This window comes from Sphingomonas sp. BK345, assembly GCF_014193845.1.
Classification (GTDB): Bacteria; Pseudomonadota; Alphaproteobacteria; order Sphingomonadales; family Sphingomonadaceae; genus Sphingomonas.
Genome location: NZ_JACHZX010000004.1, coordinates 64,821 through 89,372, shown reverse-complemented (window position 1 = coordinate 89,372; position 24,552 = coordinate 64,821). Strand labels below are relative to the sequence as shown.

Annotated in this window: 23 protein-coding genes; 13 read left to right on the top strand and 10 right to left on the bottom strand. The window is 71.4% G+C overall.

The features are described from left to right. The first annotated feature begins 56 nt into the window (after positions 1-56). From smpB to FHY03_RS13765, 7 genes are all read left to right on the top strand, one after another. Entirely contained in the window at positions 57-539 is a 483-nt protein-coding gene (gene smpB / locus FHY03_RS13795; RefSeq protein WP_183919879.1) for an SsrA-binding protein SmpB, read from the top strand. After that, positions 540-1,106, top strand: a complete 567-nt coding sequence (locus FHY03_RS13790; RefSeq protein WP_311721699.1) for a DUF2062 domain-containing protein — start codon at positions 540-542, stop codon at positions 1,104-1,106. It abuts the gene before it with no gap. A gap of 320 nt (positions 1,107-1,426) precedes the next feature. After that, positions 1,427-3,841, top strand: a complete 2,415-nt coding sequence (locus FHY03_RS13785) for a response regulator (protein WP_183931424.1) — start codon at positions 1,427-1,429, stop codon at positions 3,839-3,841. Positions 3,842-3,892: 51 nt separating this feature from the next. After that, entirely contained in the window at positions 3,893-4,240 is a 348-nt protein-coding gene (locus FHY03_RS13780) for a response regulator (RefSeq protein WP_183919883.1), read from the top strand. A 332-nt stretch (positions 4,241-4,572) separates the two neighbouring features. Continuing rightward, complete coding sequence (ilvD, locus tag FHY03_RS13775) at positions 4,573-6,294, top strand: dihydroxy-acid dehydratase (RefSeq protein WP_183919885.1); 1,722 nt, start codon at positions 4,573-4,575, stop codon at positions 6,292-6,294. Between the two features lie 409 nt (positions 6,295-6,703). Next, complete coding sequence (locus FHY03_RS13770; RefSeq protein ID WP_183931423.1) at positions 6,704-8,104, top strand: NAD(P)H-hydrate dehydratase; 1,401 nt, start codon at positions 6,704-6,706, stop codon at positions 8,102-8,104. Beyond that, positions 8,101-9,276, top strand: coding sequence for a class I SAM-dependent RNA methyltransferase (locus FHY03_RS13765; RefSeq protein ID WP_183931422.1), 1,176 nt, complete (start codon positions 8,101-8,103; stop codon positions 9,274-9,276). The genes FHY03_RS13770 and FHY03_RS13765 overlap by 4 nt, the downstream gene beginning before the upstream one ends. 197 nt (positions 9,277-9,473) lie before the next feature. Here FHY03_RS13765 and truA read toward each other — a convergent pair whose 3' ends face one another. Continuing rightward, entirely contained in the window at positions 9,474-10,217 is a 744-nt protein-coding gene (gene truA / locus FHY03_RS13760; protein ID WP_183931421.1) for a tRNA pseudouridine(38-40) synthase TruA, read from the bottom strand. Further along, positions 10,214-11,119 (bottom strand): methionyl-tRNA formyltransferase, encoded by a 906-nt coding sequence (fmt, locus tag FHY03_RS13755; RefSeq protein WP_183931420.1) that lies wholly within the window; start codon positions 11,117-11,119, stop codon positions 10,214-10,216. The genes truA and fmt overlap by 4 nt, the downstream gene beginning before the upstream one ends. A 55-nt stretch (positions 11,120-11,174) precedes the next feature. Here fmt and recR point away from each other — a divergent pair, with 55 nt between their 5' ends. The 4 genes from recR (at position 11,175) to FHY03_RS13735 (ending at position 14,470) form a co-directional block, all read left to right on the top strand. Next, positions 11,175-11,771, top strand: a complete 597-nt coding sequence (gene recR, locus FHY03_RS13750) for a recombination mediator RecR (protein WP_183921378.1) — start codon at positions 11,175-11,177, stop codon at positions 11,769-11,771. Between the two features lie 45 nt (positions 11,772-11,816). Continuing rightward, the gene (gene def, locus FHY03_RS13745; RefSeq protein ID WP_183931419.1) at positions 11,817-12,350 is read left to right on the top strand and encodes a peptide deformylase; all 534 of its coding nucleotides are present in this window, start codon (positions 11,817-11,819) and stop codon (positions 12,348-12,350) included. 279 nt (positions 12,351-12,629) lie between these two features. Continuing rightward, positions 12,630-14,024 carry a DNA recombination protein RmuC gene (locus tag FHY03_RS13740; protein WP_183919897.1) on the top strand — a complete coding sequence of 465 codons (1,395 nt, stop codon included), beginning with the start codon at positions 12,630-12,632 and terminating at the stop codon, positions 14,022-14,024. Between the two features lie 38 nt (positions 14,025-14,062). Further along, positions 14,063-14,470 carry a putative quinol monooxygenase gene (locus FHY03_RS13735; RefSeq protein WP_221190210.1) on the top strand — a complete coding sequence of 136 codons (408 nt, stop codon included), beginning with the start codon at positions 14,063-14,065 and terminating at the stop codon, positions 14,468-14,470. 562 nt (positions 14,471-15,032) lie between these two features. On the opposite strand, the gene FHY03_RS13730 is transcribed toward FHY03_RS13735, so the two are convergent. Genes FHY03_RS13730 through FHY03_RS13700 form a run of 7 tightly spaced genes read right to left on the bottom strand, consistent with a single transcriptional unit; the run spans position 15,033 to position 20,129 of the window. Next, complete coding sequence (locus FHY03_RS13730; protein ID WP_183919899.1) at positions 15,033-15,833, bottom strand: RNA methyltransferase; 801 nt, start codon at positions 15,831-15,833, stop codon at positions 15,033-15,035. A 21-nt stretch (positions 15,834-15,854) separates the two neighbouring features. Then, positions 15,855-16,124 carry an HPr family phosphocarrier protein gene (locus tag FHY03_RS13725; RefSeq protein WP_183919901.1) on the bottom strand — a complete coding sequence of 90 codons (270 nt, stop codon included), beginning with the start codon at positions 16,122-16,124 and terminating at the stop codon, positions 15,855-15,857. Beyond that, the gene (locus FHY03_RS13720; protein WP_183921381.1) at positions 16,121-16,528 is read right to left on the bottom strand and encodes a PTS sugar transporter subunit IIA; all 408 of its coding nucleotides are present in this window, start codon (positions 16,526-16,528) and stop codon (positions 16,121-16,123) included. The genes FHY03_RS13725 and FHY03_RS13720 overlap by 4 nt, the downstream gene beginning before the upstream one ends. A gap of 29 nt (positions 16,529-16,557) precedes the next feature. Next, the gene (rapZ, locus tag FHY03_RS13715) at positions 16,558-17,457 is read right to left on the bottom strand and encodes an RNase adapter RapZ (protein ID WP_308462232.1); all 900 of its coding nucleotides are present in this window, start codon (positions 17,455-17,457) and stop codon (positions 16,558-16,560) included. Further along, positions 17,454-17,882, bottom strand: a complete 429-nt coding sequence (locus FHY03_RS13710; RefSeq protein WP_183919903.1) for an HPr kinase/phosphorylase — start codon at positions 17,880-17,882, stop codon at positions 17,454-17,456. The genes rapZ and FHY03_RS13710 overlap by 4 nt, the downstream gene beginning before the upstream one ends. Continuing rightward, positions 17,879-19,456, bottom strand: coding sequence for a stimulus-sensing domain-containing protein (locus tag FHY03_RS13705; RefSeq protein ID WP_183931418.1), 1,578 nt, complete (start codon positions 19,454-19,456; stop codon positions 17,879-17,881). The genes FHY03_RS13710 and FHY03_RS13705 overlap by 4 nt, the downstream gene beginning before the upstream one ends. Then, positions 19,425-20,129 carry a response regulator transcription factor gene (locus tag FHY03_RS13700; protein ID WP_183931417.1) on the bottom strand — a complete coding sequence of 235 codons (705 nt, stop codon included), beginning with the start codon at positions 20,127-20,129 and terminating at the stop codon, positions 19,425-19,427. Before FHY03_RS13700 ends, FHY03_RS13705 begins: the two co-directional genes overlap by 32 nt. 178 nt (positions 20,130-20,307) lie before the next feature. On the opposite strand from FHY03_RS13700, the gene FHY03_RS13695 reads away from it, so the two are divergent. Then, positions 20,308-21,915 carry a phosphoenolpyruvate carboxykinase gene (locus FHY03_RS13695; RefSeq protein ID WP_183931416.1) on the top strand — a complete coding sequence of 536 codons (1,608 nt, stop codon included), beginning with the start codon at positions 20,308-20,310 and terminating at the stop codon, positions 21,913-21,915. Positions 21,916-22,221: 306 nt separating this feature from the next. Here the strand turns inward: FHY03_RS13695 and FHY03_RS13690 are convergent, their stop codons facing one another. Next, the gene (locus FHY03_RS13690) at positions 22,222-22,938 is read right to left on the bottom strand and encodes a hypothetical protein (protein WP_183919911.1); all 717 of its coding nucleotides are present in this window, start codon (positions 22,936-22,938) and stop codon (positions 22,222-22,224) included. Between the two features lie 158 nt (positions 22,939-23,096). Here FHY03_RS13690 and radA point away from each other — a divergent pair, with 158 nt between their 5' ends. After that, entirely contained in the window at positions 23,097-24,473 is a 1,377-nt protein-coding gene (radA, locus tag FHY03_RS13685) for a DNA repair protein RadA (RefSeq protein WP_183931580.1), read from the top strand. The last annotated feature ends 79 nt before the right edge of the window (positions 24,474-24,552 follow it).

The following is a 24,552-nucleotide window of genomic DNA, read 5'->3' as shown; positions in this document are numbered from 1 at the left end:
GATTGGCCCGCACGTCCCCCTTTGCCCTGGCGCGCGGCTGCGCCTACATCGCGCGCATGTCGCGTCCCAAGCCCGCCACCTTCGACAAGAAGAAGATCGTCGCCGAGAACCGCCGCGCGCGCTTCGACTATGCGATCGACACCACCTATGAGGCGGGGATCGTGCTCAGCGGCACCGAGGTGAAGAGCCTGCGCTTCGGCGAGGGATCGATCGCGGAGAGCTATGCCGAGGTGAAGGGCGACGAGGTCTGGCTGGTCAACTCGAACATTCCCGAGTTCAGCCACGGCAACCGCTTCAACCACGAGCCCAAGCGCCCGCGCAAGCTGCTGCTGCACGAGCGCGAGATCAACAAGCTGCACGGCGCGGTGGCACGCGACGGCATGACGCTCGTGCCGCTGACCGTCTATTTCAACGGCAAGGGCCGCGCCAAGGTCGAGCTCGCGCTCGCCAAGGGGCGTAAGGCGCACGACAAGCGCGAGCATATCAAGGAGCGCGAGTGGAAGCGCGAGGCCGGGCGCGTGCTGCGTGAGCATAGCTGAGTGCCGGCGCGACCGCTCACCTTATGGGACCGGATCGCGGCATGGAGCCGCCGCAACCTGCCGACGCGCGAGTCGATGGAGCGCAGCCGGCTGCTCCGCCCGGTGGCGCATCGCGTGCTCGCGCCCGAGCTGTGGCGCTTCACGCGCCGCTCGGTGCCGCGCGGGGTGGCGCTGGGCATGGTCGCGGGGATCCTCTTCCCGGTGGCGCAGATCGCGATCGCCGCGCTGATCGCCTTGCCGTTCCGCGCCAACGTGCCGGTGGCGGCGCTGGTGACCTTCATCACCAATCCCTTCACCACGCCCTTCATCCTGTTCGCCGCCTATCAGATCGGCGCCTGGCTGCTGCGCTCCAACGCGCCCGCGGTGGCCCAGCCCGTGGCGGAGGCGGCGACCGGCTGGCTGCAGTGGCTGTGGGACGCGGGGCCGCCGCTGGTGCTGGGGCTGCTGGTGCTGACGGCGGTCGCCGCGGTGCTCGGCTACGCGCTGGCGGCGCTCGGCTGGCGGCTGTGGATCGCGCGCAAGTGGCGGCATCGCCACGAGCATCGCCGCCATGGCGGCTGCCACTGAAGGTGCCGCGGCGCTGGCGCGGCGTGGCGCGCGTGGTTAAGAGAGCGCGCAGCCCAGCTGTGACAGACGAGAGGGTGCCACGTACATGCGTTTGACCGCCGCGGCCGCGACGTCGCCCCTCGCTCTCCGCCCCGCCGCGGCGCTCCGCCCGCGAGATCGATGGGGTGCAGCGGCGGCATGGCCGTGCGCGGGGGCCCTTCGAGCGAAGCCCTTTTTCGCGCGTGACACGGCGCCTTGGCGTCACGCGGTCGGCACGGAACCGGGCGAGACGCTGGGGCTTGCCGTAGACCAGCGCGTGACGATCGGGTGAGCGCGGCACGATGATCCCGCTCGCCTCGCTCGACTCACGCGGCTGGTGGCGCGGCCAGCGCGGCGCGCTGGGCATCGCGCTGCTCGCCGGCGCGCTCGCGGCGGCGCTGGTGCTGTGGCTGATCGGCGACATGGCGGTGGCATGCGGCTTCGTCGCCGCCGCGCTGGTCCTCGCCGGCGTCGCGGTGGTGGCCATGCGGCTACGCGCACCCGAGGCGACCGGGCCGGCGGTCGAGCATGACTGGGAACTCGTCCGCTCGCTCGCCGAGTCGAGCGACGACGCGGTTGCGATCACCGATCGTGGCGGGAAACTGGTGTGCGCCAACGACCGCTACGAGCAGCTCTTCGGCGGCTTCCCGACCCCGCCCGCGCTACCGTTGGTGGGCGACGGCGCCGGGCAGCTGGCGGTCGCCGGGCGGGCGGCGTGGCGCGACGGCACCGCGCGCGCCTCGCTGCGCGGCGCGGCGGGTGCGATCGACGCGGTGATCGCGCGCACGGGGCAGCAGCAGGACTTCCTGATCTGGCGCTTCCTCGGCGCGGCGGCGCCGACCGGGCAGGTGGCGCGGCTGCTCGAGTCGATCGACGGCGGACTGGGCCAGCAGCTCGGCGCCGCGGGGGTGATGGCCGCACTGATCACCGCCAACGGCCATGTCCTGTCCGCCAACGCGGTGCTGCGCACGCGCGCCACGGGCACGCCCGAGGGCACGATCGTCGACGAGGACCTCGCGCGCTTTCTCAGCGAGGATCCCGGCGGCACCGTCCGCTTCCTCGCCGAGGGGGCGAGCGCGACGCCGCTGCGGCTGCTCCAGATCCCGCTCGGTGACGATCCGGACGCGCCGATCCTGGTGGCGATGGTCGACGTCGACGGTGGCATCGCCGCCGGCGGCGCGGCGGAGGACCTCGAGGGGCTGCTGATGCTGATGCCGTTCGGCGTCGCGCTCGTCGATCGCGAGGGTCGCTTCACCCAGATGAACCGCGCCTTCGCGCGCGCCGCCAGCGTCGAGCCCGGCGCGACCCCGACCTACCCGGGCGATCTGGTCGTCCGTGAGGACAAGGCCGCCGTGGCGGACGCGATCCGCCGCGCCAGCGGGGGCGGGCGGCCGATGGACCTGGCGGTGCGGCTCAAGGACCATCCCGACGAGCCGGTGGCGCTCTCGATCGCCGCGGCGCGCGGGCTGGGCGACGCCGCGGTGCTGCTCAGCCTCAAGGACAATGGCGAGGAGAACCGGCTGAAGCGCGAGGTGGCGCAGGCCACCAAGATGCAGGCAGTCGGTCAGCTCGCCGGCGGCGTCGCGCACGACTTCAACAACATCCTCACCGCGATCATCGGCCATTGCGACCTGATGCTGATGCGCCACTCGCCCGGTGACAGCGACTATGACGATATCCAGCAGATCCGCGCCAACTCGAACCGCGCGGCCAGCCTGACGCGCCAGCTGCTCGCTTTCTCGCGCCAGCAGACTCTGCGCCCGCAGGTGCTCCAGCTGCCCGACGTCGTGTCAGAGGTGTCGAACCTGCTGCGCCGGCTGATGGGCGAGACGGTGACGCTGGAGGTCAAGCATGGCCGCGACCTCGGGCCGGTCCGCGCCGACCCCGGGCAGCTCGAGCAGGTCGTCGTCAACCTCGCGGTCAACGCGCGCGACGCGATGCTGAGCAAGGGCACCGGCGGCAAGCTGACGATCCAGACGCGCTCGGTGCCGATCGCCGAGATCCGCCGCCGCGGTAGCGACATCGTGCCGCTCGGTGACTATACCGCGCTCGACGTGTCCGACACCGGCACGGGCATCCCGCCCGAGGTGCTGCCCAAGATCTTCGAGCCCTTCTTCACCACCAAGGACGTCGGCAAGGGCACCGGACTCGGGCTCTCGACCGTCTACGGCATCGTCAAACAGTCGGGCGGGTTCATCTTCGCCGATTCCAAGCCGGGGCAGGGCGCCACCTTCACCATCTATCTGCCGGTCTATGCCGCCGCCGCGGCGGAAGCGGGGGCGGCACCCGCCGCGAGCAGGCCGGCGCCGCGCCAGCGCACCGGCGACCTGTGGGGCAGCGGCACGATCCTGCTGGTCGAGGACGAGGATATGGTCCGCGCGGTGGCGGAGCGCGCGCTGGCGCGCCAGGGCTATACCGTGCTCGCCGCGGAGAACGGCGAGGCGGCGCTGGAACTGATGCAGGGAGTCGACCGGCCGACGCTGGTGATCTCGGACGTAATGATGCCGGTGATGGACGGGCCGACGCTGGCGCGCCAGCTGCGCCAGGCGCACCCGAACATCCCGATCCTGTTCATGTCGGGATATGCCGAGGAGCAGCTGCGCCGCTCGATCGACCTCGACAATGTCGCCTTCCTGCCGAAGCCCTTCTCGGTCCAGCAGCTCGCCGAGGCGACGCGCGACGCGCTGGTGGCGCAGGAGGCCCGCGGCGGATCATAACGGGTCCAACCCTGTGTTGCGCCGGCGCGCGAGCACGCTATGGCACGCGGCATGACGATGCGCGTGCTTTTGGTCGAAGACGAACCCCTGATCGCGATGATGCTCGAGGATTTCCTCGACGCGCTCGACAAAAGCCACGCCGGCACCGCCGACAGCGTGGAGGCGGCGCTGCCGATGGTGGAGGCGGGCGGCTTCGACGCCGCGATCCTCGACGTCAACCTGCGCGGCGGCGAGAAGAGCTTCGCCGTCGCCGACGCGCTGGCCGCGCGTGACATCCCGTTCGTGTTCGCCACCGGCGGCGGCGGCGACGAGATCGCGCCCGAGCATCGCGCGCGCCCGCGGCTCGCCAAGCCGTTCACGATGGACAATGTCGAGAAGGCCCTCGCCGATCTGGGGTGAGACAGGCGCGTCTTGGCAGCGTGCGGCGAAGGGCTGCGTCATGCTCCTGGTCCGCTCGAATTGTCTCGCGCCCTCCGTCACCCAGGCCGTTCGCCGCGAAGCGTTGTTTGGTCATCGCCCCCGCTCTCGTTACTCCCGGGAGAGCGGGGGTCCATAACCGCTGACATCGCGGCTCCATCGAGCACCTACGTGTCTGGATTCCCGCCTACGCGGGGATGACGCCAGGAGAAGCCGATCACGCATACGGCAACGTACGCCCAGCCGCCTGAGCCGATTCTCCGCCACAACATACTTGCGTGAACGCCTCCTCCCGCGACATAGGCGTGCGCGATATGACCCAGACCTTTGACAAGTCCCGCCTGCCGAGCCGCCACGTGTCGGTCGGTCCCGAGCGCGCGCCGCATCGAAGCTATTATTACGCCATGGGCCTCGGTGAGGAGGAGATCGCGCGCCCCTTCGTCGCGCTCGCCTCCGCGGGCAATGACAGCGCGCCGTGCAACACCACCCTCGACGCCCAGGCCGACGCCGCTCGCCGCGGCGTCGAGCAGGGGGGCGGCATGCCACGTCGCTTCAACACGATCACCGTCACCGACGGGATCGCGATGGGGCACCAGGGGATGAAGGCTTCGCTGGTCAGCCGCGAGGTGATCGCCGACTCGGTCGAGCTCAGCGTGCGCGGTCATTGCTACGACGCGCTGGTCGGCTTCGCCGGCTGCGACAAGTCGCTGCCCGGCATGATGATGGCGATGCTCCGGCTCAACATCCCGTCGATCTTCGTCTACGGCGGGTCGATCCTGCCCGGCCGCTTCCACGATCGCGACGTCACCGTCGTCGACGTGTTCGAGGTGGTCGGCAAATATGCCGCGGGCGCCTGCCCGCTGTCCGAGGTGCACGAGCTCGAGAAGGTCGCCTGTCCGGGCCACGGCGCGTGCGGAGGGCAGTTCACCGCCAACACCATGGCCTGTGTCGGCGAGGCGATCGGACTGAGCCTGCCCAACAGCAACATGGTGCCCGCACCCTATACCACGCGCGAGCAGATCGCCGTCGCCGCTGGCGCGCAGGTGATGGAGCTGGTGGGCCGCCAGTTGCGCCCGCGCGACATCTGCACGCGCGCCGCCTTCGTCAACGCGGCGCGCGTCGTCGCGGCGACCGGCGGCTCGACCAACGCCGCGCTCCACCTTCCCGCCATGGCCAATGAGGCGGGCATCGACTTCGACCTGTTCGACGTCGCTGAGGCTTTTAAAACAACACCTTACATTGCTGACCTCAAGCCGGGCGGTAAGTATGTCGCCAAGGACATGTACGAGGCCGGCGGCGTCTACATGCTGATGAAGACGATGCTGGCGGGCGGGCTGCTCGACGGCGACTGTCTAACCGTCACCGGCCGCACTCTCGGCGAAAACATCGACCAGGTGACGTGGAACCCCGACCAGAAGGTGATCTACGACGTCCGCACCCCGATCACCCCGACCGGCGGCGTGGTCGGCCTGCGCGGCTCGCTCGCGCCCGACGGCGCGATCGTCAAGGTGGCGGGCATGCACCGGCTCCAGTTCGAGGGACCGGCGCGCTGCTTCGACTGCGAGGAGGACGCCTTCGCCGCGGTTGAGGCGCGCCGGATCGCCGAGGGCGAGGTGATCGTGATCCGCTACGAAGGACCGAAGGGCGGCCCCGGCATGCGCGAGATGCTGTCGACCACCGCGGCACTCTACGGGCTCGGCATGGGCGAGAAGGTGGCGCTGATCACCGACGGACGTTTCTCGGGCGGCACGCGCGGCTTCTGCATCGGCCATGTCGGCCCCGAGGCGGCCGAGGGCGGTCCGATCGCGCTGGTCGAGGACGGCGATCCGATCCGCATCGACGCCGAGGCGGGGACGATCGACCTGCTCGTCGACGAGGCGGTGCTGGCGGAGCGGCGTGAGCGCTGGCAGGGGCGCGAGAACGCTTACGGCGCCGGCGCGCTGTGGCGCTACGCGCGGAACGTCGGGCCGGCGTATCAGGGCGCGGTGACGCACCCCGGCGCGAAGGCGGAGCGCCACATGTTCGCGGACATCTGAGCGGGGGCACGTCGCGCGCCGCGAGTGTCTTCCGTTGGTCGCTGAGGATCGCGGGCGGCTGGACTGGCGGTGGTAGCGCATCGCCTCACCCCTCTCCGTCATCCCGGACCTGGTTCGGGATCCAGCCCTCGACCAGCATGATGGCCTCTGCTTACGCGGCACCGTGGATCCCGGACCAAGTCCGGGATGACAAAGAGCGTGGGGCGACGATTGGCTGTGCGATGACTCGCGGTCGACTCGGCAGGTCATCGAAGCGGGTCGCGGCGACACCCGCTAACCTCCCACGTCGCGTGCATTATCCGCGCGCAGCACCGCCCCAGCATTGACACGCGCGCCGCCATGCGGCTCAGACGTGCCGCTCGCGCCCGCGCCGATCGCGCCCGCGCCGTGAGATGAGGGACCTGACGCCATGACGCCGCTCGACGGCACGATCGTGCTCGACGCCGCGGCGATGCGCGCCGCCGAGCAGGCGGCGATCGCCGCCGGGGACAGCGTCGAGTCGCTGATGCAGCGCGCCGGCCGCGCGGTCGGGGACGCGGTGCACCGGCTCGCGGGCGCTCACGCCGTCTTGGTGGTGTGCGGCCCGGGCAACAATGGCGGTGACGGTTACCTCGCTGCGGCGCGGCTGCGCGCGCTCGGCCGCACTGTCCGCGTTGCCGCCGCTGCCGCGCCGCGCGGTGCCGCCGCGATCGCCGCGCGCGAGGCCTGGGGCGGGGCGGTCGAGCCGCTCGCCGCGGCCAAGCCCGCGCCCGTCTTGATCGATTCACTGTACGGCACGGGGCTCAGCCGCGCCCTCGCGACCGGCGAGGCCGATCCGCTGGCGCGGCTCGCCGCCAGCGCGGCGCTGGCGATCGCGGTCGATCTGCCCAGCGGGGTCGTCAGCGACGACGGCGCTGTGCTCGGCGAGGTCCCGCACTACCATGTCACGCTCGCGCTCGGCGCGGCCAAGCCCGCGCATCTGCTCCAGCCCGCCGCCGTGCGCTGCGGTGCGGTGCGCGTGCTGCCGCTCGGGATCGCGCTGAGCGGCGACACGCGCGCGCTCCCGCCGCCGCTCCTCGCGGCTCCCCCCTCCGACAGCCACAAGTTCAGCCGCGGCATGGTCGCGGTGATCAGAGGCCGCATGGCGGGCGCGGGTGAGCTCGCCGCGCGCGCCGCGATGTGCGCCGGCGCGGGTTACGTATCGCTGTTCGGCGCGACCATGCCGCAGGCGCCGCACGCGCTGGTGCGCCGCTCGCTCGAGCGCGACGACCCGCTCGCCGACGCGCGCATCGGCGCGCTGGTGGTCGGCCCCGGGCTCGGCCGTGACGATCACGCACGCGATCTGCTCGAGCAGGCGCTGGCGAGCGAGCGCGCGCTGCTGATCGACGGCGACGCGCTCCATCTCCTCACGCCCGAGCGGTTGCGCGCGCGCGGCGGTACGATCGTGCTCACGCCGCACGCGGGCGAGTTTCACGCGCTGTTCGGCGAGGTCCATGGCTCCAAGCTCGCCGCCGCGCGCGCCGCGGCGGAGCGTGCCGGGGCCGTCGTCGTCTACAAAGGCCCCGACACGGTGATCGCCGCGGCCGACGGCCGCGCGCTGCTCGCGGGCGAGGCGAGCAGCTGGCTCTCCACCGCGGGCAGCGGCGACGTGCTGGCGGGCGCGATCGCGGCGCGGCTGGCCACGGGCGGGAACCCGCTCGACGCCGCCGCGGCGGGCGTGTGGCTCCACGCCGCGGCGGCGCGCCGGCTCAGCGCCGGCTTCATCGCCGACGATCTCGCCAAGGCGCTCGCCCCCGCGCTCGCCGCGGTGATCCGGGAAACGCGCGCGTGAGCCTCGTCGTCAAGGTCGCCGGTCGCGGCGACGGTGTCACCGCCGACGGCCGCTACGCAGCGTTTGCCGCGCCGGGCGACACGCTCGCGGACGACGGCAGCGTCCTGCCCGGTCCACACCACCAGGTGCCGCCGTGCCGGCATTTCCCGACCTGCGGGGGCTGCCAGCTCCAGCATCTCGACGATCCGAGCTGGGCGGGCTTCATCACCGAGCGGGTCGAGTCGGCACTCGCGGCGCAGGGGCTCGTCGCGCCGCTCCGCGCGCCGCTGCTGTCGCCGCCGCGGACGCGGCGCCGCGCGACGCTCCACTTCGAGCCCTCGGGGCGGCTCGGCTTCAGCGCGGAGAAGAGCCACCAGCTCGTCGACCTGCACGAATGCCACGTGCTCGCGCCCGAGCTGTTCGCGCTAGTCAAGCCACTCAAGCGCCTGCTCGCCTCGTTCAGGGCGAAGCGGCGCCTCGACGTGCATCTCGCGCTCGCCGACCAGGGGCCGGACGTGCTCGTCACCGGCGTTACGCCGGAGGGATTGCAGCATCACGACTCGATCACCGCCTTCGCCCAGGCGCACGGTGTCGCGCGCGTGGCGTTCGACGACGGGCTCGGCGCGGAGACGCGCTGGGAGCCGGAGCCCGCGACGGTGACGCTCGGCGGCGTCGCGGTGCCGCTGCCACCCGGCGCCTTCCTCCAGGCGACGCGCGAGGGCGAGGCGGCGCTGGTCGCGGCGGCGCGCGAAGCGGTGGGTGCGCCGCGAATCGTGGCGGACCTCTTCGCGGGGCTCGGTACCTTCGCGCTGGCGCTGCCCGCGCGGGTCTACGCCGCGGAGGGCGGGCGCGACGCGCTGCTGGCGCTCAAGGCGGCGGCGGGGCGTGCCGGGCGGCCGGTCTTCACCGAACACCGCGACCTGTACCGCCGCCCGCTCACCGCGACCGAACTCGACCGGTTCGATGCGGTGGTGCTCGACCCACCGCGCGCCGGCGCGCGCGAGCAGGCCGCGCAGTTGGCCGCGAGCAAGGTGCCGGTGGTGGCATATATTTCGTGTAATCCAAGTAGCTTCGCGCGGGATGCTAAGGAGATGGTCGAGGCGGGCTATCGGCTCGACTGGGTGCAGCCGGTCGGGCAGTTCCGCTGGTCGACCCATGTCGAGCTCGCGGCGCGGCTGTCGCGCGCGACGTGAGCGACGGCGCAACCGTCGAGGCGTTCCTCTCGTCATCCCCGCGGAGGCGGGGATCCAGACGCGCGGCCGTAGCGACTTATGTCGCTGACGTCGGCACTTCGGATCCCTGCTGTCGCGGGGATGACGGTGGGAGAGTCGGGATCGGCGCGGGCAGATCGCGTACGACGCCGGCGAGCCGGGTTCGCGGGCTCAACACCTCACCCCGGGTAGCGCGCGCTCACAAAGTATAACCCGTCCGGCGGCGCGTTGAGGCCGAGCCGCGCGCGGTCCGCCGCGCGCAGCGCGCCCTCCAGATCGTCGGCGCTCCACCGTCCGAGCCCCACCAAAGCGAGGCAGCCCACCATGGAGCGCACCTGATGGTGGAGGAACGAGCGCGCCGCCACGTCGACCGCTAGCCGATCACCGTCGCGAGTCACCGCGATCGAGTCGAGCGACTTGACCGGGCTCGCCGACTGGCAGTGCGCCGAGCGGAACGTGGTGAAATCGTGCTGCCCGACCAGCCGCTGCGCCGCCGCGTGCATCGCCGCGGCGTCGAGCGGCTGCGTCACATGCCACGCGAGGCCGCGTTCCAGCGTCAGCGGCGCGCGCCGGTTGACGATCCTATAGGTGTACGCGCGCCCCAGGCAGGAGAAGCGCGCGTGCCAGTCGTCCGCCACCGCCTCGCACGCGATGATCGCCACCGGCGCGGGCCGCAGCCGCGCGTTGAGCGCCTCGCCGAGGCGAAAGGCGGTCAGCGGCTTCGCGACGTCGAGGTGCGCGCGCATCGCGGTGGCGTGGACCCCGGCGTCGGTGCGACCGGCGGCGTGGACCACGACCGTCTCGCCCGTGACCGCGTGTGCGGCTTCCTCGATCGCCTGCTGCACGCTCGGCCCATGCGCCTGGCGCTGCCAGCCCATGAACGGGCGCCCGTCGAACTCGACGGTGAGCGCGTACCGCGTCACAGCCTCGTGCCCGGCGGCAGCGCGAAGCCGCGCAGCAGCTCGCCCGCGTCCATCTCGCCGCGTCCGGCGCGCTGCAAGCGCAGCAGCCGGATCGCGCCGCTGCCGCACGCCACCAGCAGCGCGTCGTCGAGCACCTCGCCGGGCGCGCCGTTGCCGTCCTCGCCGCGCGCGGCACGCACCTTGATCCGCTCGCCCGCGTGCTCGACGAAGGCACCCGGCGCGGGATCGAAGGCGAGCACCTGGCGCACGACCTGCGCGGCCGTGGCGGTGAAGTCGAGCCGCGCCTCCTCCTTGCTGATCTTGGCGGCGTAGGTGACGCCCTCCTCAAGCTGCGGCCGCGGCGGGTAGGCGGTGGGGTCGGTGAGCACCTGCACCATCAGCCGCGCGCCCATCGCGGCGAGCTCGGCGGTGAGCTGGCCCGCGCTCTTGCCCGCGCAGGGCGTGCGCCCCTCGAGCCGCACCGGCCCGGTGTCGAGCCCGGCCTCCATCTGCATGATTCCCACGCCGGTCTCGGCGTCGCCGGCGAGGATCGCGCGCTGCACTGGCGCGGCGCCGCGCCAGCGCGGCAGCAGCGAACCGTGGACGTTGAGGCAGCCCAGCCGCGGCGCGTCGAGCACCGCGCGCGGCAGGATGAGGCCGTAGGCGGCGACCACCGCAACATCGGCACTCAGCGCCGCGAACTCGGCCTGTGCGCCCGCGTCGCGCAGCGTCACCGGCGTGCGCACCGCCAGCCCGAGCGCCTCGGCGCGGCGCTGCACCGGTGAGGCGACCAGCTCGCGCCCGCGCCGCCCGCCGGGGCGCGGCGGCTGGCTGTACACTGCGACGACCTCGTGTCCGGCGGCCACCAAAGCCTCGAGCGTCGGCACCGCGAACTCGGGTGTTCCCATGAAGATGATCCGCATGGCGCCAGCTCTCGACACGCTGGCGCGGCGCGACGCAACCCCCTATCTGTTCCGCATGGCATCCCCCGAGATCGAGGCGCTGACCAACGCGCTGGCGCGGCTCCCCGGTTTCGGCCCGCGCTCGGCGCGCCGCGCGGTGCTCCACCTCGTCAAGAAGCGCGAGGGCGCGCTGGCGCCGCTGCGCTCGGCGCTGGTGGCGGTGGAGGAGCGGCTGTCGACCTGCTCGACCTGCGGCAACGTCGACACCACCGACCCGTGCGCGATCTGCGCCGACCCGCGCCGCGACGACCGCTCGCTCTGCGTCGTCGAGGACGTCGCTGACCTGTGGGCGCTGGAGCGGTCGCGGCTGTTCCCGGGGCGGTTTCACGTGCTCGGCGGGCGGCTGTCAGCGCTGGAGGGCGTGCGGCCGGAGGATTTGTCGATCGAGCCGCTGCTCGCGCGAGTCGCCGCTGGCGGGGTCGACGAGGTGGTGCTGGCGATGAACGCGACGCTGGAGGGGCAGACCACCGCACATTATCTCGCCGAGCGGCTGGAGCGTTTCCCGGTGCGGCTGACCCAGCTGGCGCACGGCCTGCCGGTCGGGGGCGAGCTCGACTATCTCGACGAGGGCACGCTGGCGCAGGCGCTGCGCGCGCGGCGTCCCGTGGCGTGAGCGCGCTCGCTTGACGCTTCTCCGGCGCGCCCCTAGCTCGCGCGCATGGCCATTCTTCCGATCGTAGAGGTACCCGACGCGCGGCTGCGCGAGACCTGCGCTCCCGTCGCCGAGGTGAACGACGAGGTGCGCGGCATCGTCGCCGACATGTTCGACACGATGTATGACGCGCGCGGGATCGGGCTCGCCGCGATCCAGGTCGGTACCCTGCGACGGATCGTCGTGATCGACCTGCAGGAGCGCGAGCTGGAGGAGGGCGAACCGCCCGAGGCGGCGCGCGCGCCCCAGGCGTTCATCAACCCCGAGATCAGCTGGGTGAGCGAGGAGCAGTCGAGCTACAACGAGGGCTGCCTGTCGATCCCCGAGCAGTATGCCGAGGTGACCCGCCCCGAGCGCTGTCGCGTGACCTGGCTCGACACCGCGGGCGAGCGCCACGAGGCCGAGTTCGAGGGGCTGATGTCGACCTGCATGCAGCACGAGATCGATCATCTCAACGGCGTGCTCTTTATCGACCATATCTCGCGGCTGAAGCGGGGCATGTTGCTGAAGAAGTTGGACAAGCTCCGTCGCGGCGGGTGAGGGGAGAGTAGCCGGAACGCCGCCCCACGGTGCGGCGCATCCATCCGGCGGCTGGACGCGCGAACGGGTGGATCCTGAAACGAGTTCAGGATGATGCCTCTGGTGGGTGAGGGTGAGTGCTGGCGTCACCCGTGATCCCGCGCACGCGGGAAACCAGGCCCGTAGCGTCGCGCTCGCCGCTCTGAACTTTCGCGTTCGCACGGGCACAACCTTGGGCGATGTCCCTGCTCTCGCACCGATCGCTTGCGATCGCGCTCCCGTTCGATCTATGTTCCAGCGATGACCGATCTTCTTCCCGTCGCGCTGATCGCGCTCGCGCTGGGTGCGCTCGCCGGCTGGCTGCTGACCCGCGCCGCGGCCGAGCGGATGCGTGCCGAGCGCGACGCGCAGGCCGAGCTGTTCCGCCGCGCCATCGCCGATCTCGCCGGCGCGGAGGAGCGCGCGCGCGCCGCCGAGCCGCTCCGCGCCGAGCTCGCCCAGGCGCGCGACGAGCGCGAGGCGGCGCGGCTCGAGGTGGCGCGGCTCACCGCCGAGGGGCGCGCCGCCGAGCAGCGCATCGCCGACCTCAAGCTTGCCGCGGACGAGCTCAGCGCGCGCTTCCGCGACGCCGCGCAGACCGTGCTCACCGACGCGCAGAAAGCGTTCCTGGAGCGCGCCGAGGCGCGGTTGCGCCAGTCCGAGGAGCAGGCCGGGCAGGGCCTCAAGGCGTTGCTCCAGCCGGTCAATGATCGACTCCAGCGCTACGAGGAGGGCGTCGCCAAGATCGAGGCGGAGCGGCGCGACGCGTTCGGCCAGCTCCACGGCCAGATCGAGGCGATGCGCGCCGGGCAGGAGCGGGTCTCCGGCGAGGCGGCCAAGTTGGTCAACGCGCTGCGCAACGCGCCCAAGGCGCGCGGGCGATGGGGCGAGCAGCAGTTGCGCAACGTGCTCGAGTCGTGCGGGCTCGCCGAGCATACCGACTTCCAGATGGAGGTCAGCGTCGCGGGCGAGGACGGCGGCCGGCTGCGCCCCGACGCGATCGTCCGGGTCCCCGGCGGCAAGTCGCTGATCGTGGATGCCAAGGTCTCGCTCAACGCCTATCAGGACGCGTTCGGCGCGGTGGACGAGGCGGAGCGCCAGCTCGGCCTCGCCGCGCACGCCCAGTCGATGCGCACGCACGTCAGCGCGCTCGGCGCCAAGGCCTATTGGACCCAGTTCGCCGACGCGCCCGAATATGTCGTGATGTTCGTGCCCGGCGAGCATTTCCTCTCCGCCGCGCTGGAGCATGATCCGACGCTGTGGGATTTCGCGTTCGACCGCCGCGTGCTGCTGGCGACGCCGACCAACCTGATCGCGATCGCGCGCACCGTCTCGGCGGTGTGGCGGCAGGAGAAACTGGCCCGCGAGGCGCAGGAGATCGGCGCGCTCGGCAAAGAGCTGTACGCACGGCTGGCGACGATGGGGACGCACGTGGCCCGGCTCGGCAAGAATCTCGACACCGCGATGGGCGCCTATAATAGCTTCGTGGGAAGCCTGGAGAGCCAGGTGCTGACCAGCGCGCGGCGCTTCGAGGCGCTCAACATCGACACCGGCAACAAGACGATCGATCCGCTGCCGGTCGGCGAGCAGGCGGCTCGGCCGCTGACCAAGCTGGCGGCGGCGGAGCCGGTCGCGCTGGAGGATGCCGCGGAGTGAAGTGACGGGTCGGCCGTCAGGATGACGGGAGTATCGCCATGAGTTCGATGGTCTTCGCAGCGATGGCGCTCGTCGCCACCACCCCCGGGTCGCCGGCGCGGGAGCCGGTGCCGATCGTGCGGATCGCCGAGCTCGAGATCGATCCGGCGCAACTCGACGCGTACAAGCGGCTTCTCGCCGAGGAACAGGAGGCGTCGGTGCGTCTCGAAGCCGGCGTGCTGATGCTCCACTCCGTGGCGCTGGTGGAGCGGCCGACGTCGGTGCGCCTCCTCGAAGTCTATGCCAGCCGCGCCGCTTACGAGGCGCATATCCGTTCGCCGCACTTCCTCAGATACAAGAGCGCGACCGAGCGGATGGTGCGATCATTGCGGCTGGTCGAGACCGATCCGATCCTGCTCTGCGCCAAGTCGAAGGGGGCTACGGGCGGCCCCGTCACCTGCCTGTGAGCAACGCGCGCGTGGGCGCGGCCCGCGCTTGACCTCCCCCGCCGCCGGGATGATCACATATCGCAAGTCGCACAGCTTCCGCTCGCCCGGTGCCGCCCCGTCGTCCCGGACTCCATCGCGCCGCGTACGCATAAGCGGTTGGCCTCGCGGTAAGATGTATATGGATCAGGTCCGGGAAGACGGCGGGACGTGAAGCGCCGGCGCGCGTCATACCTTTTTATGCCGCATTCCTGCCCCGCCGCGGTGGATAGCACCAGGAAAGCGCTGGCGCTTCGCCCAACACGCTAATGAAGCGTTCTCTCGGCACCGCTGCGCCCTGCTTCGGCACCCACGGTTCGCGCAGCTGTTCTGTCCTACGTGAGGTTTCAGGCATTATCACGACGGCGTGACCGCACAGCCGCAACCGCGCCGCTCCTGTCCGCCACGCGCGATCCGCGCGCGCGTCGCGGCACCGATCGCTACCCGCACCCGTGACTCAACATTGGCGACATTCGCCCCTGTCGCGAACCTCGCCCACGACTCAACATTCGCAACATTCGCGCGCCGGCGCACGCCGCATCAGTCACCTGCGATGCTGCGCCAGCACCTCATAGGCCATCACCGCGGTCGCCACCGCGGCGTTGAGACTGTCGGCCTTGCCCAGCATCGGCAGCTTCACCAGCAGGTCGCACTCGCGCTCATAGGCCTCGGGCAGGCCCTGCGCCTCGTTGCCGGTGAGCAGGAAGGTCGGCGCGGCATAGCGCGCGTCGCGATATCCCTGTTCGGTCTGAAGGCTCAGCCCGACCAATTGACCCGCGCCGCCGCGCAGCCACGCCAGGAACTCCGCCCAGGGCGCGCGCGCGATCGGGACCGTGAACAGCGCCCCCATGCTGGCGCGCACCGCCTCGGTCGAGAACGGATCGACGCATTCGTCAACCAGGATCAGCCCGCCGGCGCCGACCGCGTCGCCGGTGCGCAGGATCGTGCCGAGATTGCCCGGGTCGCGCAGCCGCTCCGCCACCAGCCAGATGGGCGCGGCGTGGCGGTCGAGCGCCGCGAGCGGTGTCTCGAACGTCTCGAACACGCCCACCACCGCCTGCGGGTTGTCCTTGCCCGACAGTTTGGAGAGGATGTCGGGAATGGTCTCGATCGCCTCGCCGCCGCGCGCCTCGACCGCCTCGACCAGCGCGAGCACCAGCGGGTGGCGCGCGCTCGCCGCGGCGAAGAAGAGGTAGACCGGCACGCGCCCGGTCTCGCGCGCCTCGGTCAGGATGCGCAGCCCCTCGGCGAGGAACAGCCCCTCCTCGCGGCGGTGGCGCTTGTCGCGCAGGCCCTGGACTCGTTTGACGAGCGGGTTGGAGTAAGCGGTGACCGTGCGGGGCATAGGCTGGCGGCGGCGCGGACCTCAGTCCTCGCCGAACTTGCCCTCGACCAGCGCGCACATCGTCGCGACCACGTCCTCGGCCGAGTCACCCTCGGCGCTGATCGTGATCTGGTCGCCCTTGGCCGCGCCGAGCATCATCAGCCCCATGATCGAGGTGCCCACCACCTCGGAATCGCCCTTGGCCACCTTCACCGGCGCGGGCTGGCCCGAGGCGAGCGTGACGAACTTGGCGCTGGCGCGCGCGTGCAGCCCGCGGCGGTTGGTCACCTCGACGGTGCGCGACACGGTCATGCCGCCGCCTCGCCGAGCACTTCGGACGCCACCGAGATATACTTCCGCCCCGCCTCGCGCGCCGCGGCGACCGCGGCGGTAACGGTCATCGCCTTGCGCGCCGACTCGAGCCGGATCAGCATGGGCAGGTTGATGCCGGCGATCACCTCGATCCGCCCGCGCTCCATCAGCGAGATGGCGAGATTGGACGGGGTGCCGCCGAACAGGTCGGTGAGCACGATCACGCCGCGTCCCGAGTCGACCTCGGCGATGGCGCCGGCGATGTCGGCGCGGCGCGCCTCCATGTCATCGTCGGGGCCGATCGCGACGGTGCGCACCTGCCCCTGCGGACCGACGACATGTTCCATCGCCGTCACGAACTCGTCCGCGAGGCGACCGTGGGTGACGAGCACCAGACCGATCACGGGTCCGAGCATGGGCTTCGATACTTCGTTCATTGACGCGATGGTCGTCCTTCGAGCGCATCCTGCGGTGCCGCCGCCAGGTCACGATGCGTGATGGTGGGACAAAAGCCCGCCTCGCGCAACCGACGACCGACCCGCTCGGCGACATGCACCGAGCGGTGCTTGCCGCCGGTGCACCCGAAGGCGACGGTGACGTAGGGCTTGCCCTCGGCGTGATAGCGCGGGACGAGCAGCAGGAGCAACTCCTCGATCCGGCCAACTGCCTCATCATAGGCCGGATCCGCCGCGACATAGGCGGCGACCTCGGGGTCCAGCCCGGTGCGCGGGCGCAGCTCTGGCACCCAGTGCGGGTTGCGCAGGAAGCGCATGTCGAAGACCAGGTCGACCCCCGCCGGCACGCCGCGCGCGAAGCCGAACGACTCGACCGTCAGCGTCGTGCCGACGGTGCCGTCGCGGCGGAAGGTGCGGCGGATCTCCTGCGCCAGTTGGTTGCTGGTCAGCCGGGTCGTGTCGATCAGCCGGTTGGCGCGCGCGCGCAGCGGCTCGAGCAAGCGCCGCTCCAGCGCGATGCCGTCGGCGGCGGGACGATCGTCGGCGAGCGGGTGACGGCGCCGCGTCTCGGCGAAGCGCCGTGCCAGCTCCCCCTCCGAACAGTCGAGGAACAGCATGCCGACCTCGACCCCCGGCTCCTCGCGCAGCTGCTCGAAGCGGCGCAGCACCGCGGCAGGGTCGAAGTTGCGCGTGCGCGTGCCGAAGCCGAACGCGAGCGGGCGCGGTGTCTCGCCGCTGTCGGGCGGCAGCGCGACGACGCGGGTGAGCAGCGACAGCGGCACGCTGTCCACCGTCTCCCAGCCGAGGTCCTCCAGCGTCTTGAGCACGGTGGTCACGCCCGCCCCGGCCATGCCGGTGATCAGCAGCACCTCGGTCACGACGGCATCTCCTTCAGCCGTGCCAACGCATATTCCACCTTGATCGGTGCCGAGGGCCAGCGCGGGTCGATCACGATCTCGGGCAGGGTGACCCCGGCGAGTTCGATCCAGCGCGGCTCGGGCATGCGCTCGCCCTCTTCGCCGAGCGCCACCACCAGCGCGACCGGTGCGACGCGCCGGTACGGCCGGTCGACGATGCCGAGCCCGCGCACCTCCATCCGCCCCGCGATCGTCGCGGGTGATCCCGCCACCAGGTCCGCACCGTCATGCACCAGCATCGTGTAATCGTCCGCCACCAGCTCGGCGCCGCGATCGATCAGCCGCAGCGCCAGGTCGGACTTGCCCGCGCCCGACGGCCCGGTGAGCAGCACTGCGCGCCCGCCGAGCGCGACCGCGGTGGCGTGGAGCGTCACCGGCGCGGTCACGCCACCGCCCCGCGCTCGGCGAGCGGCAGCCGCACGACGAAACGCGCGCCGCTCAGCCGGTCGTCGCGCGACTCGACCCCGATGTCGCCCTGGTGCGCGTCGACGATGGTGCGCGCGATCGCGAGACCCAGGCCGCTATGCTCGCCGAAGCCCTCCTGCGTCGGCCGCACCGAGTGGAAGCGCTGGAAGATCGCCTCGCGCGCCTCTTCGGGCACGCCCGGGCCCTCGTCTTCCACCCGCACCTCCAGCATCGAACGGTCGCGCCGTGCCGCGACGCTGACCACACCGTCGTCGGGCGAGAAGGAGATGGCGTTGTCGATGAGATTGGCGAAGACTCGCTCCAGCCGCGCGCCCTCACCGAGCACGCGGAGCTCGCCGTGGTCGCGCGCGTCGAGCCTCAGGCGAACGCCGCGCGCCACGCCGCGCGCCTCGCGCTGCGCTACCATCGCGGCCAGCATCGCCTCGACGTCGACCGGCTCGAAGGTCGCGCGGCTGAGCTGGGCGTCGAGCCGCGACGCGTCCGAGATGTCGCTGATCAGCCGGTCGAGCCGATGCACGTCGTCGCCGACGATCGCGAGCAGCTGCGCCTGCGCTTCGGGCGCGCGGACATGGCCGAGCGCGTCCACCGCGGAGCGCAGCGAGGCGAGGGGGTTCTTGAGCTCGTGCGTGACGTCGGCGGCGAAGGCCTCGGTGGCGTCGATGCGCGCGCGCAGCGCGAGGCTCATGTCGCTGAGCGCGCGCGCGAGCATGCCGATCTCGTCGCGCCGCTCGGGCAGCCGCGGCACCACCACCTCGCGCGCGCGGCCGAGCCGCACCCGTACCGCGGCGCGCGCGAGCCGGCGCAGCGGCTCGACGATCGTGCGCGCGAGGAACAGTGAGAGGCCGATCGAGATCGCCGCCACCACCAGCAGCACCACGCTGAGCCGGAAGCGCTCGAGCCGCACCCGCTCGGTGATGTCGCGCGCGTTGACGGCGGAGAGCAACGCGCGGCCGCCCGGCAGCGTGGCGGCGGCGGTGATCACCGGGGTGCGATCGGGCGCGCGCCAGACCGTCACCGCGCTCGGTGCGCCGCCGAGCACCGCGCGCACGTCGGGCCAGCGTCGTCCGTCGGCGCGCTCGCGATAGCCCGGTGCGAGCGGGGCGCGCACGACGCGGTCGATCGCCGCGTCGAGGAAGCGCGCGCTGCGCTTGGCGAGCGAGTCGTCGTCGGGATCGTCGAGGCGGAAGTTCGCGACGCCGAGCGCGCGCGAGTCGCCGATCGCGACGCCGCCGGCGTCGTACAGCCGCAGCCGCGTGCCCGTGTCGGTGGCGAGCCGCTCCAGCAGCCAGTCGCGTCGTGCATCGGGGATGGCGGTGAGCGCCTCCGCCATCAGCCGCGCCTCGCGCGAGGCCTGCGCCGCGCGCTCGTCGAGGATGCGGCTGCGGAACGTGTCGAGGTAGAAGAAGCCGCCCGCCAGCAGGAGCAGGGCCAGAATGTTGACGGCAAGGATGCGCGGGGTGAGCGAGACCTTGCCGGACCAGGAGCGCGCCTGCTCGGCGGCGTCACTCCTCCGAAAAGCGGTAGCCGGCGCCATACAATGTCTCGATCGAGTCGAAGCCGGCATCGACCTCGCGGAACTTGCGGCGAACACGCTTGATATGGCTGTCGATGGTGCGGTCGTCGACGTAGATGTCGTCCTGGTACGCCGCATCCATCAACTGGTTGCGCGTCTTCACGATGCCGGGGCGCTGCGCCAGCGTCTCGAGGATCAGGAACTCGGTGACGGTCAGCGTCACGTCGTGGCCGTCCCAGCTGACGCGGTGGCGCGCCGGGTCCATCACCAGCCGGCCGCGCTCGATGGGGCCCTGCGCGACGGCATCCTCACCGCCGGTCGCGGCGCTGCCCTCTGTGCGGCGCAGGATGGCCCGGATGCGCGCGATCAGCAGCCGCTGGCTGAACGGCTTGGCGATGTAATCGTCCGCGCCCATCGCCAGCCCGAGCGCCTCGTCGAGTTCGTCGTCCTTGCTGGTGAGGAAGATCACGGGAACGCGACTCTTCTCGCGCAGCCGGCGCAGCAGCTCCAGCCCGTCCATCCGCGGCATCTTGATGTCGAAGATGGCGAGATCGGGCGGGTTGTCGGTGAGCGCCTTCAACGCCGCCTCGCCGTCCGAATAGACCCGCGTGAGGAAGCCCTCGGCCTGCAGCGCGATCGACACCGAGGTGAGGATGTTGCGGTCGTCGTCGACCAGCGCGATCGTGGCCGTCATCGAAAGGTCCGGGTCATGCCAGCGGGGTAATCCAAAGCGCGCGCACGCTCAATGGCGTGCGACGAAGCGCTACCGCAGCGTGTTTAACATGTTTGACGCCTCGGCTGGTCAGGTGTAAAACATGTTTAGCAGAGGCCAGTCGGCGACGGCTCGGCGGCACGAAGAAGAGGATGAACCGTTGAGCGATCGCATTCCGGACGCCGGGCTCGAGGCGCAGGGTATTGAGACCCGCGCCACGCTCCACTGGAACCTGGTCACCGCACGGCTGGTCGAGGGCGCGGTGGCGCGCAACGAGGGCAAGCTCTCCGCCGACGGGCCACTGGTGGTCGAGACGGGGCAGCACACCGGCCGTTCGGCGCAGGACAAGTTCATCGTGCGCGACGCCGAGACCGAGGCGAGCGTGTGGTGGGGCAAGTCGAACAAGGCGATGACGCCCGACCACTTCGCCGCGCTCAAGCAGGATTTCCTCACCGCGCTGCGCGCCAAGAGCGACCTGTTCGTGCAGGACCTGTACGGCGGCTCGCAGCCGGGCCATCGCGTGCGCGTCCGCGTGATCAACGAGCTGGCGTGGCACAACCTCTTCATCCGCACCATGCTCGTCCGCCCGGAGGAGCGCGAGCTGAAGGGCTTCGTCGCCGATTACACGATCATCGATCTGCCGAGCTTCCGCGCCGATCCCGCCCGCCACGGCTGCCGGAGCGAGACCGTGATCGCGGTGAACATGAGCGAGAAGCTCGTGCTGATCGGCGGCACGCGCTACGCCGGCGAGATGAAGAAGTCGGTATTCGGCATCCTCAACTACCTGCTGCCGCCGACCGGAGTGATGCCGATGCACTGCTCCGCCAACATGGGCGACGACGGGCGCACCGCGGTGTTCTTCGGTCTGTCGGGCACCGGCAAGACGACGCTGTCGGCCGATCCCAAGCGCACGCTGATCGGCGACGACGAGCACGGCTGGTCCGACGACGCGGTCTTCAACTTCGAGGGCGGCTGCTACGCCAAGATGATCCGGCTCTCGCCCGAGGCCGAGCCCGAGATCTTCGCCACGACCAAGCGCTTCGGCACCGTGCTCGAGAACGTCGTGATGGACGAGGTGACGCGCCAGCTCGACCTCGACGACAACTCGCTCGCGGAGAATAGCCGCGGCGCCTATCCGATCGACTTCATCCCCAACACGTCCGAGCGCAACATGGGCGGCACGCCGCGCAGCATCGTCATGCTGACCGCGGACGCCTATGGCATCCTGCCGCCGATCGCCAAGCTGACACCCGATCAGGCGATGTACCACTTCCTGTCCGGCTACACCGCGCGCGTCGCGGGCACCGAGATGGGTGTGACCGAGCCCGACGCCACCTTCTCGACCTGTTTCGGCGCGCCGTTCATGCCGCGGCACCCATCGGTCTATGGCAACCTGCTCAAGGAGCGGATCGCACGCGGCGGAGCCGACTGCTGGCTGGTCAACACCGGCTGGACCGGCGGAAAGTACGGCGTGGGCCATCGCATGCCGATCAAGGCGACCCGCGCGCTGCTCGACGCCGCGCTGGACGGCAGCCTCAATCATGCCGAGTTCCGCACCGACCCGAACTTTGGGTTCAAGGTACCGGTGGCGGTGCCGGGTGTCGACAGCGCGATCCTCGACCCGCGAGCGACCTGGGCGGACAAGGCGGCCTATGACGCGGCGGCGGCCCGGCTGGTCGACCTGTTCAACGACAATTTCGCGCAGTTCGCGGAGCACGTCGACCAGGGTGTCCGGGACGCGGCACCCAAGACGGTCGCCGCGATGTAAGGTCGGGAGTATCAAGGTTTGTTCGCGCGGAGGCGCGGAGACTCGGAAGGGGGCTCATGCCGCGTTAGCGGCTTTTCACCTTGAGCGATGAAGCGGGCACCACGCCGGCGCCAACGAGCCTCCGCTCTGCGCATTGGTGCGAGAAAGTCTTCGCCTCGATCGCGGCCTCGTGTCAGCGGTACCCTCGCCTCGTTTCCCGGCTCTCGCCGGGAGCAACAAAGCAAGGTCAGGGGGCCTCCACCGACGCGAAAGCGCCGCCCGAGTCGCGTGACGCAGGCGGCGCTCCCGTTACAGCCGAGCCGCGGATCAGCGCGGCTTGCGCTTGGCCTTGGTCGTCGTCGTGGTCGCGCCCGGTGCGGTCGTCGAGGCGTCCGCAGTCGTGCCAGGTGTCGAGGCGCTCTCGGTACCGGTCGCGGCGGTGGTGCCGGCGGCCATGTCACCGGCGGTGGTCGATGACGAGCTGGACGAGGAAGCGGCCGCGCTGCCACCGCCCGCCGCGGTCATGGCCGCCTTGAGCTGTGCCGCGGTCATGCCGAGCACGATACCCTGCGGCCCGGGACCGAAGCCGCTGGTCGGTAGCACGACGGGGCCGTCAGCGGTGGTCAGCGTCACGCCGCTGGCATCGATCGACTTGATCGTGCCGAGCTGCGTGCCGCCGGTGCCATAGACCGTGGCGCCCGGGACGAGCTTCGACTTGAAGTCGGCGGTGGCCTGCGCCTGCTGCTGCCCGGCTGCGGCCTCGAGTTGCGCCTTGGTCATCGCCAGCACCGGACCCTGTGCGCCCTGGCCGAGCGAGGTCAGCGGGATCGCCGCCTTAACCGTGCCCGTGTTGACCACCGCATTGGTGCCGTCGGTGCTCTCGACGGTGCCGACGACGCCGCCCGAGGTGTCATAGACGGTGGCGCCAGTGGCGACCGTGGCCGCACCCGTGGCAGGCGCCTGGGCCGGCGCCGCCGCTTGCGCCAGCGCGGTCCCGGGGAGCGCGGCGGCGGAAGCGAGGGCGAAAACGGCGAAGTGCTTCACGAGAAACTCCTATGGTCGTTTGCGAACATGTCGTCGCTGAAACGATCGCGTCACAACGAGGGTTCCGAGTGATGGCCGACTCGCCCTGCACCTGCGGTGAACCGCTCGTTCATCGAACGGGCGTTCCCTTCCTGTTCCGGCTGGGCTACGACCATGCTATGGCCAAGATGCACAAGAAATATGTCTGCCAGTCATGCGGCTCGGTAACCCATCGCTGGCAGGGGCAGTGCGCCGACTGCTCGGAATGGAACACGCTGGTGGAGGAAGCGCCGGCGGTAGCGACGCCCTTCCAGGCCAAACACAATCTCCAGGGTGGCGGACGCACGATCGCGCTGGTCGGGCTCGACGCCGAGGTGGCGCTGCCACCGCGCACGCCGTTCGGCATCGCCGAGTTCGACCGCGCGCTCGGCGGCGGGCTGGTCGCGGGCTCGGCGACGCTGATCGGCGGCGACCCTGGCATCGGCAAGTCGACGCTGCTGCTTCAGGCCGCCGCGGCGCTGGCGCGGCGCGGACATGATGTCGCCTATGTCTCGGGCGAGGAAGCCGCCGACCAGGTGCGACTGCGCGCGCGCCGGCTCGGCCTGGGCGACGCGCCGGTGAGGCTCGCCGCCGCGACCTCGACGCGCGACATCCTGACGACGCTGTCGCAGGACCGCCCGCCCGCGCTGCTGGTAATCGACTCGATCCAGACGATGCACTCCGATCTGATCGAGGGCGCGCCCGGTACGGTCAGCCAGGTCCGTGCCAGCGCGCAGGAGCTGATCCGCTTCGCCAAGGAGCGTGGCACCGCAGTGGTGCTGGTCGGCCATGTCACCAAGGACGGCACGATCGCGGGGCCGCGCGTGCTCGAGCACATGGTCGACACGGTGCTGAGCTTCGAGGGCGAGCGCAGCCACCAGTATCGAATTCTGCGCAGCCTCAAGAACCGTTTCGGGGGCACCGATGAGATCGGCGTTTTCGCGATGGTGGCCGAAGGATTGGAGGAAGTGTCCAACCCCTCGGCGCTGTTCCTCACTCAGCGCGACGAGGGCGTGACCGGCGCCACCGTCTTCCCTGCGCTGGAGGGCACGCGCCCGGTGCTGGTCGAGATCCAGGCGCTGGTGGTGCGGCTCGCCAGTGGGGCGACGCCGCGGCGCGCGGTGGTCGGCTGGGACTCGGGGCGGCTGGCGATGATCCTCGCGGTGCTGGAGGCACGCTGCGGACTCAGCTTCTCGACCTGCGAGGTTTATCTGAACGTCGCGGGGGGTTATCGCGTGCAGGATCCGGCGGCCGACCTCGCGGTCGCGGCGACGCTGGTCTCGGCGCTGAGCGAGCGGCCGGTGCCCGCCGACGCGGTGGCATTCGGCGAGATCGCGCTGTCGGGCGAGTTGCGCCCGGTGGCGCACGCGCCGCTGCGGCTCAAGGAGGCGGCTAAGCTCGGCTTCGAGCGTGCGCTGCTGCCGGAGAGCGCGGCCGGGGCGGAGCGTGAGGTGATGCGGCGGTCCAGCTTCCGGACCCTGGGGCAATTCGTCGATCACCTGCTGGGAAGAGGGTGAGGGGAGCGAGCTGAGATCCTCCCCGCATGGCGGGGAGGGGGACCGCCGCGCTCCAGCGCGGTGGTGGAGGGGGCTCTCC

Excerpts from the sequence above, each read along its gene's own strand:
- FHY03_RS13700 (WP_183931417.1), bottom strand. The coding sequence starts at position 20,129 with ATGACGGCCACGATCGCGCTGGTCGACGACGACCGCAACATCCTCACC.
- FHY03_RS13785 (WP_183931424.1), top strand. The coding sequence starts at position 1,427 with ATGATCCCGCTCGCCTCGCTCGACTCACGCGGCTGGTGGCGCGGCCAG.
- def (WP_183931419.1), top strand. The coding sequence starts at position 11,817 with ATGGCCATTCTTCCGATCGTAGAGGTACCCGACGCGCGGCTGCGCGAG.
- recR (WP_183921378.1), top strand. The coding sequence starts at position 11,175 with ATGGCATCCCCCGAGATCGAGGCGCTGACCAACGCGCTGGCGCGGCTC.
- FHY03_RS13730 (WP_183919899.1), bottom strand. The coding sequence starts at position 15,833 with ATGCCCCGCACGGTCACCGCTTACTCCAACCCGCTCGTCAAACGAGTC.
- smpB (WP_183919879.1), top strand. The coding sequence starts at position 57 with ATGTCGCGTCCCAAGCCCGCCACCTTCGACAAGAAGAAGATCGTCGCC.
- FHY03_RS13705 (WP_183931418.1), bottom strand. The coding sequence starts at position 19,456 with ATGGCGCCGGCTACCGCTTTTCGGAGGAGTGACGCCGCCGAGCAGGCG.
- ilvD (WP_183919885.1), top strand. The coding sequence starts at position 4,573 with ATGACCCAGACCTTTGACAAGTCCCGCCTGCCGAGCCGCCACGTGTCG.
- FHY03_RS13740 (WP_183919897.1), top strand. The coding sequence starts at position 12,630 with ATGACCGATCTTCTTCCCGTCGCGCTGATCGCGCTCGCGCTGGGTGCG.
- radA (WP_183931580.1), top strand. The coding sequence starts at position 23,097 with ATGGCCAAGATGCACAAGAAATATGTCTGCCAGTCATGCGGCTCGGTA.
- FHY03_RS13770 (WP_183931423.1), top strand. The coding sequence starts at position 6,704 with ATGACGCCGCTCGACGGCACGATCGTGCTCGACGCCGCGGCGATGCGC.
- FHY03_RS13725 (WP_183919901.1), bottom strand. The coding sequence starts at position 16,124 with ATGACCGTGTCGCGCACCGTCGAGGTGACCAACCGCCGCGGGCTGCAC.
- fmt (WP_183931420.1), bottom strand. The coding sequence starts at position 11,119 with ATGCGGATCATCTTCATGGGAACACCCGAGTTCGCGGTGCCGACGCTC.
- FHY03_RS13780 (WP_183919883.1), top strand. The coding sequence starts at position 3,893 with ATGACGATGCGCGTGCTTTTGGTCGAAGACGAACCCCTGATCGCGATG.
- FHY03_RS13735 (WP_221190210.1), top strand. The coding sequence starts at position 14,063 with ATGAGTTCGATGGTCTTCGCAGCGATGGCGCTCGTCGCCACCACCCCC.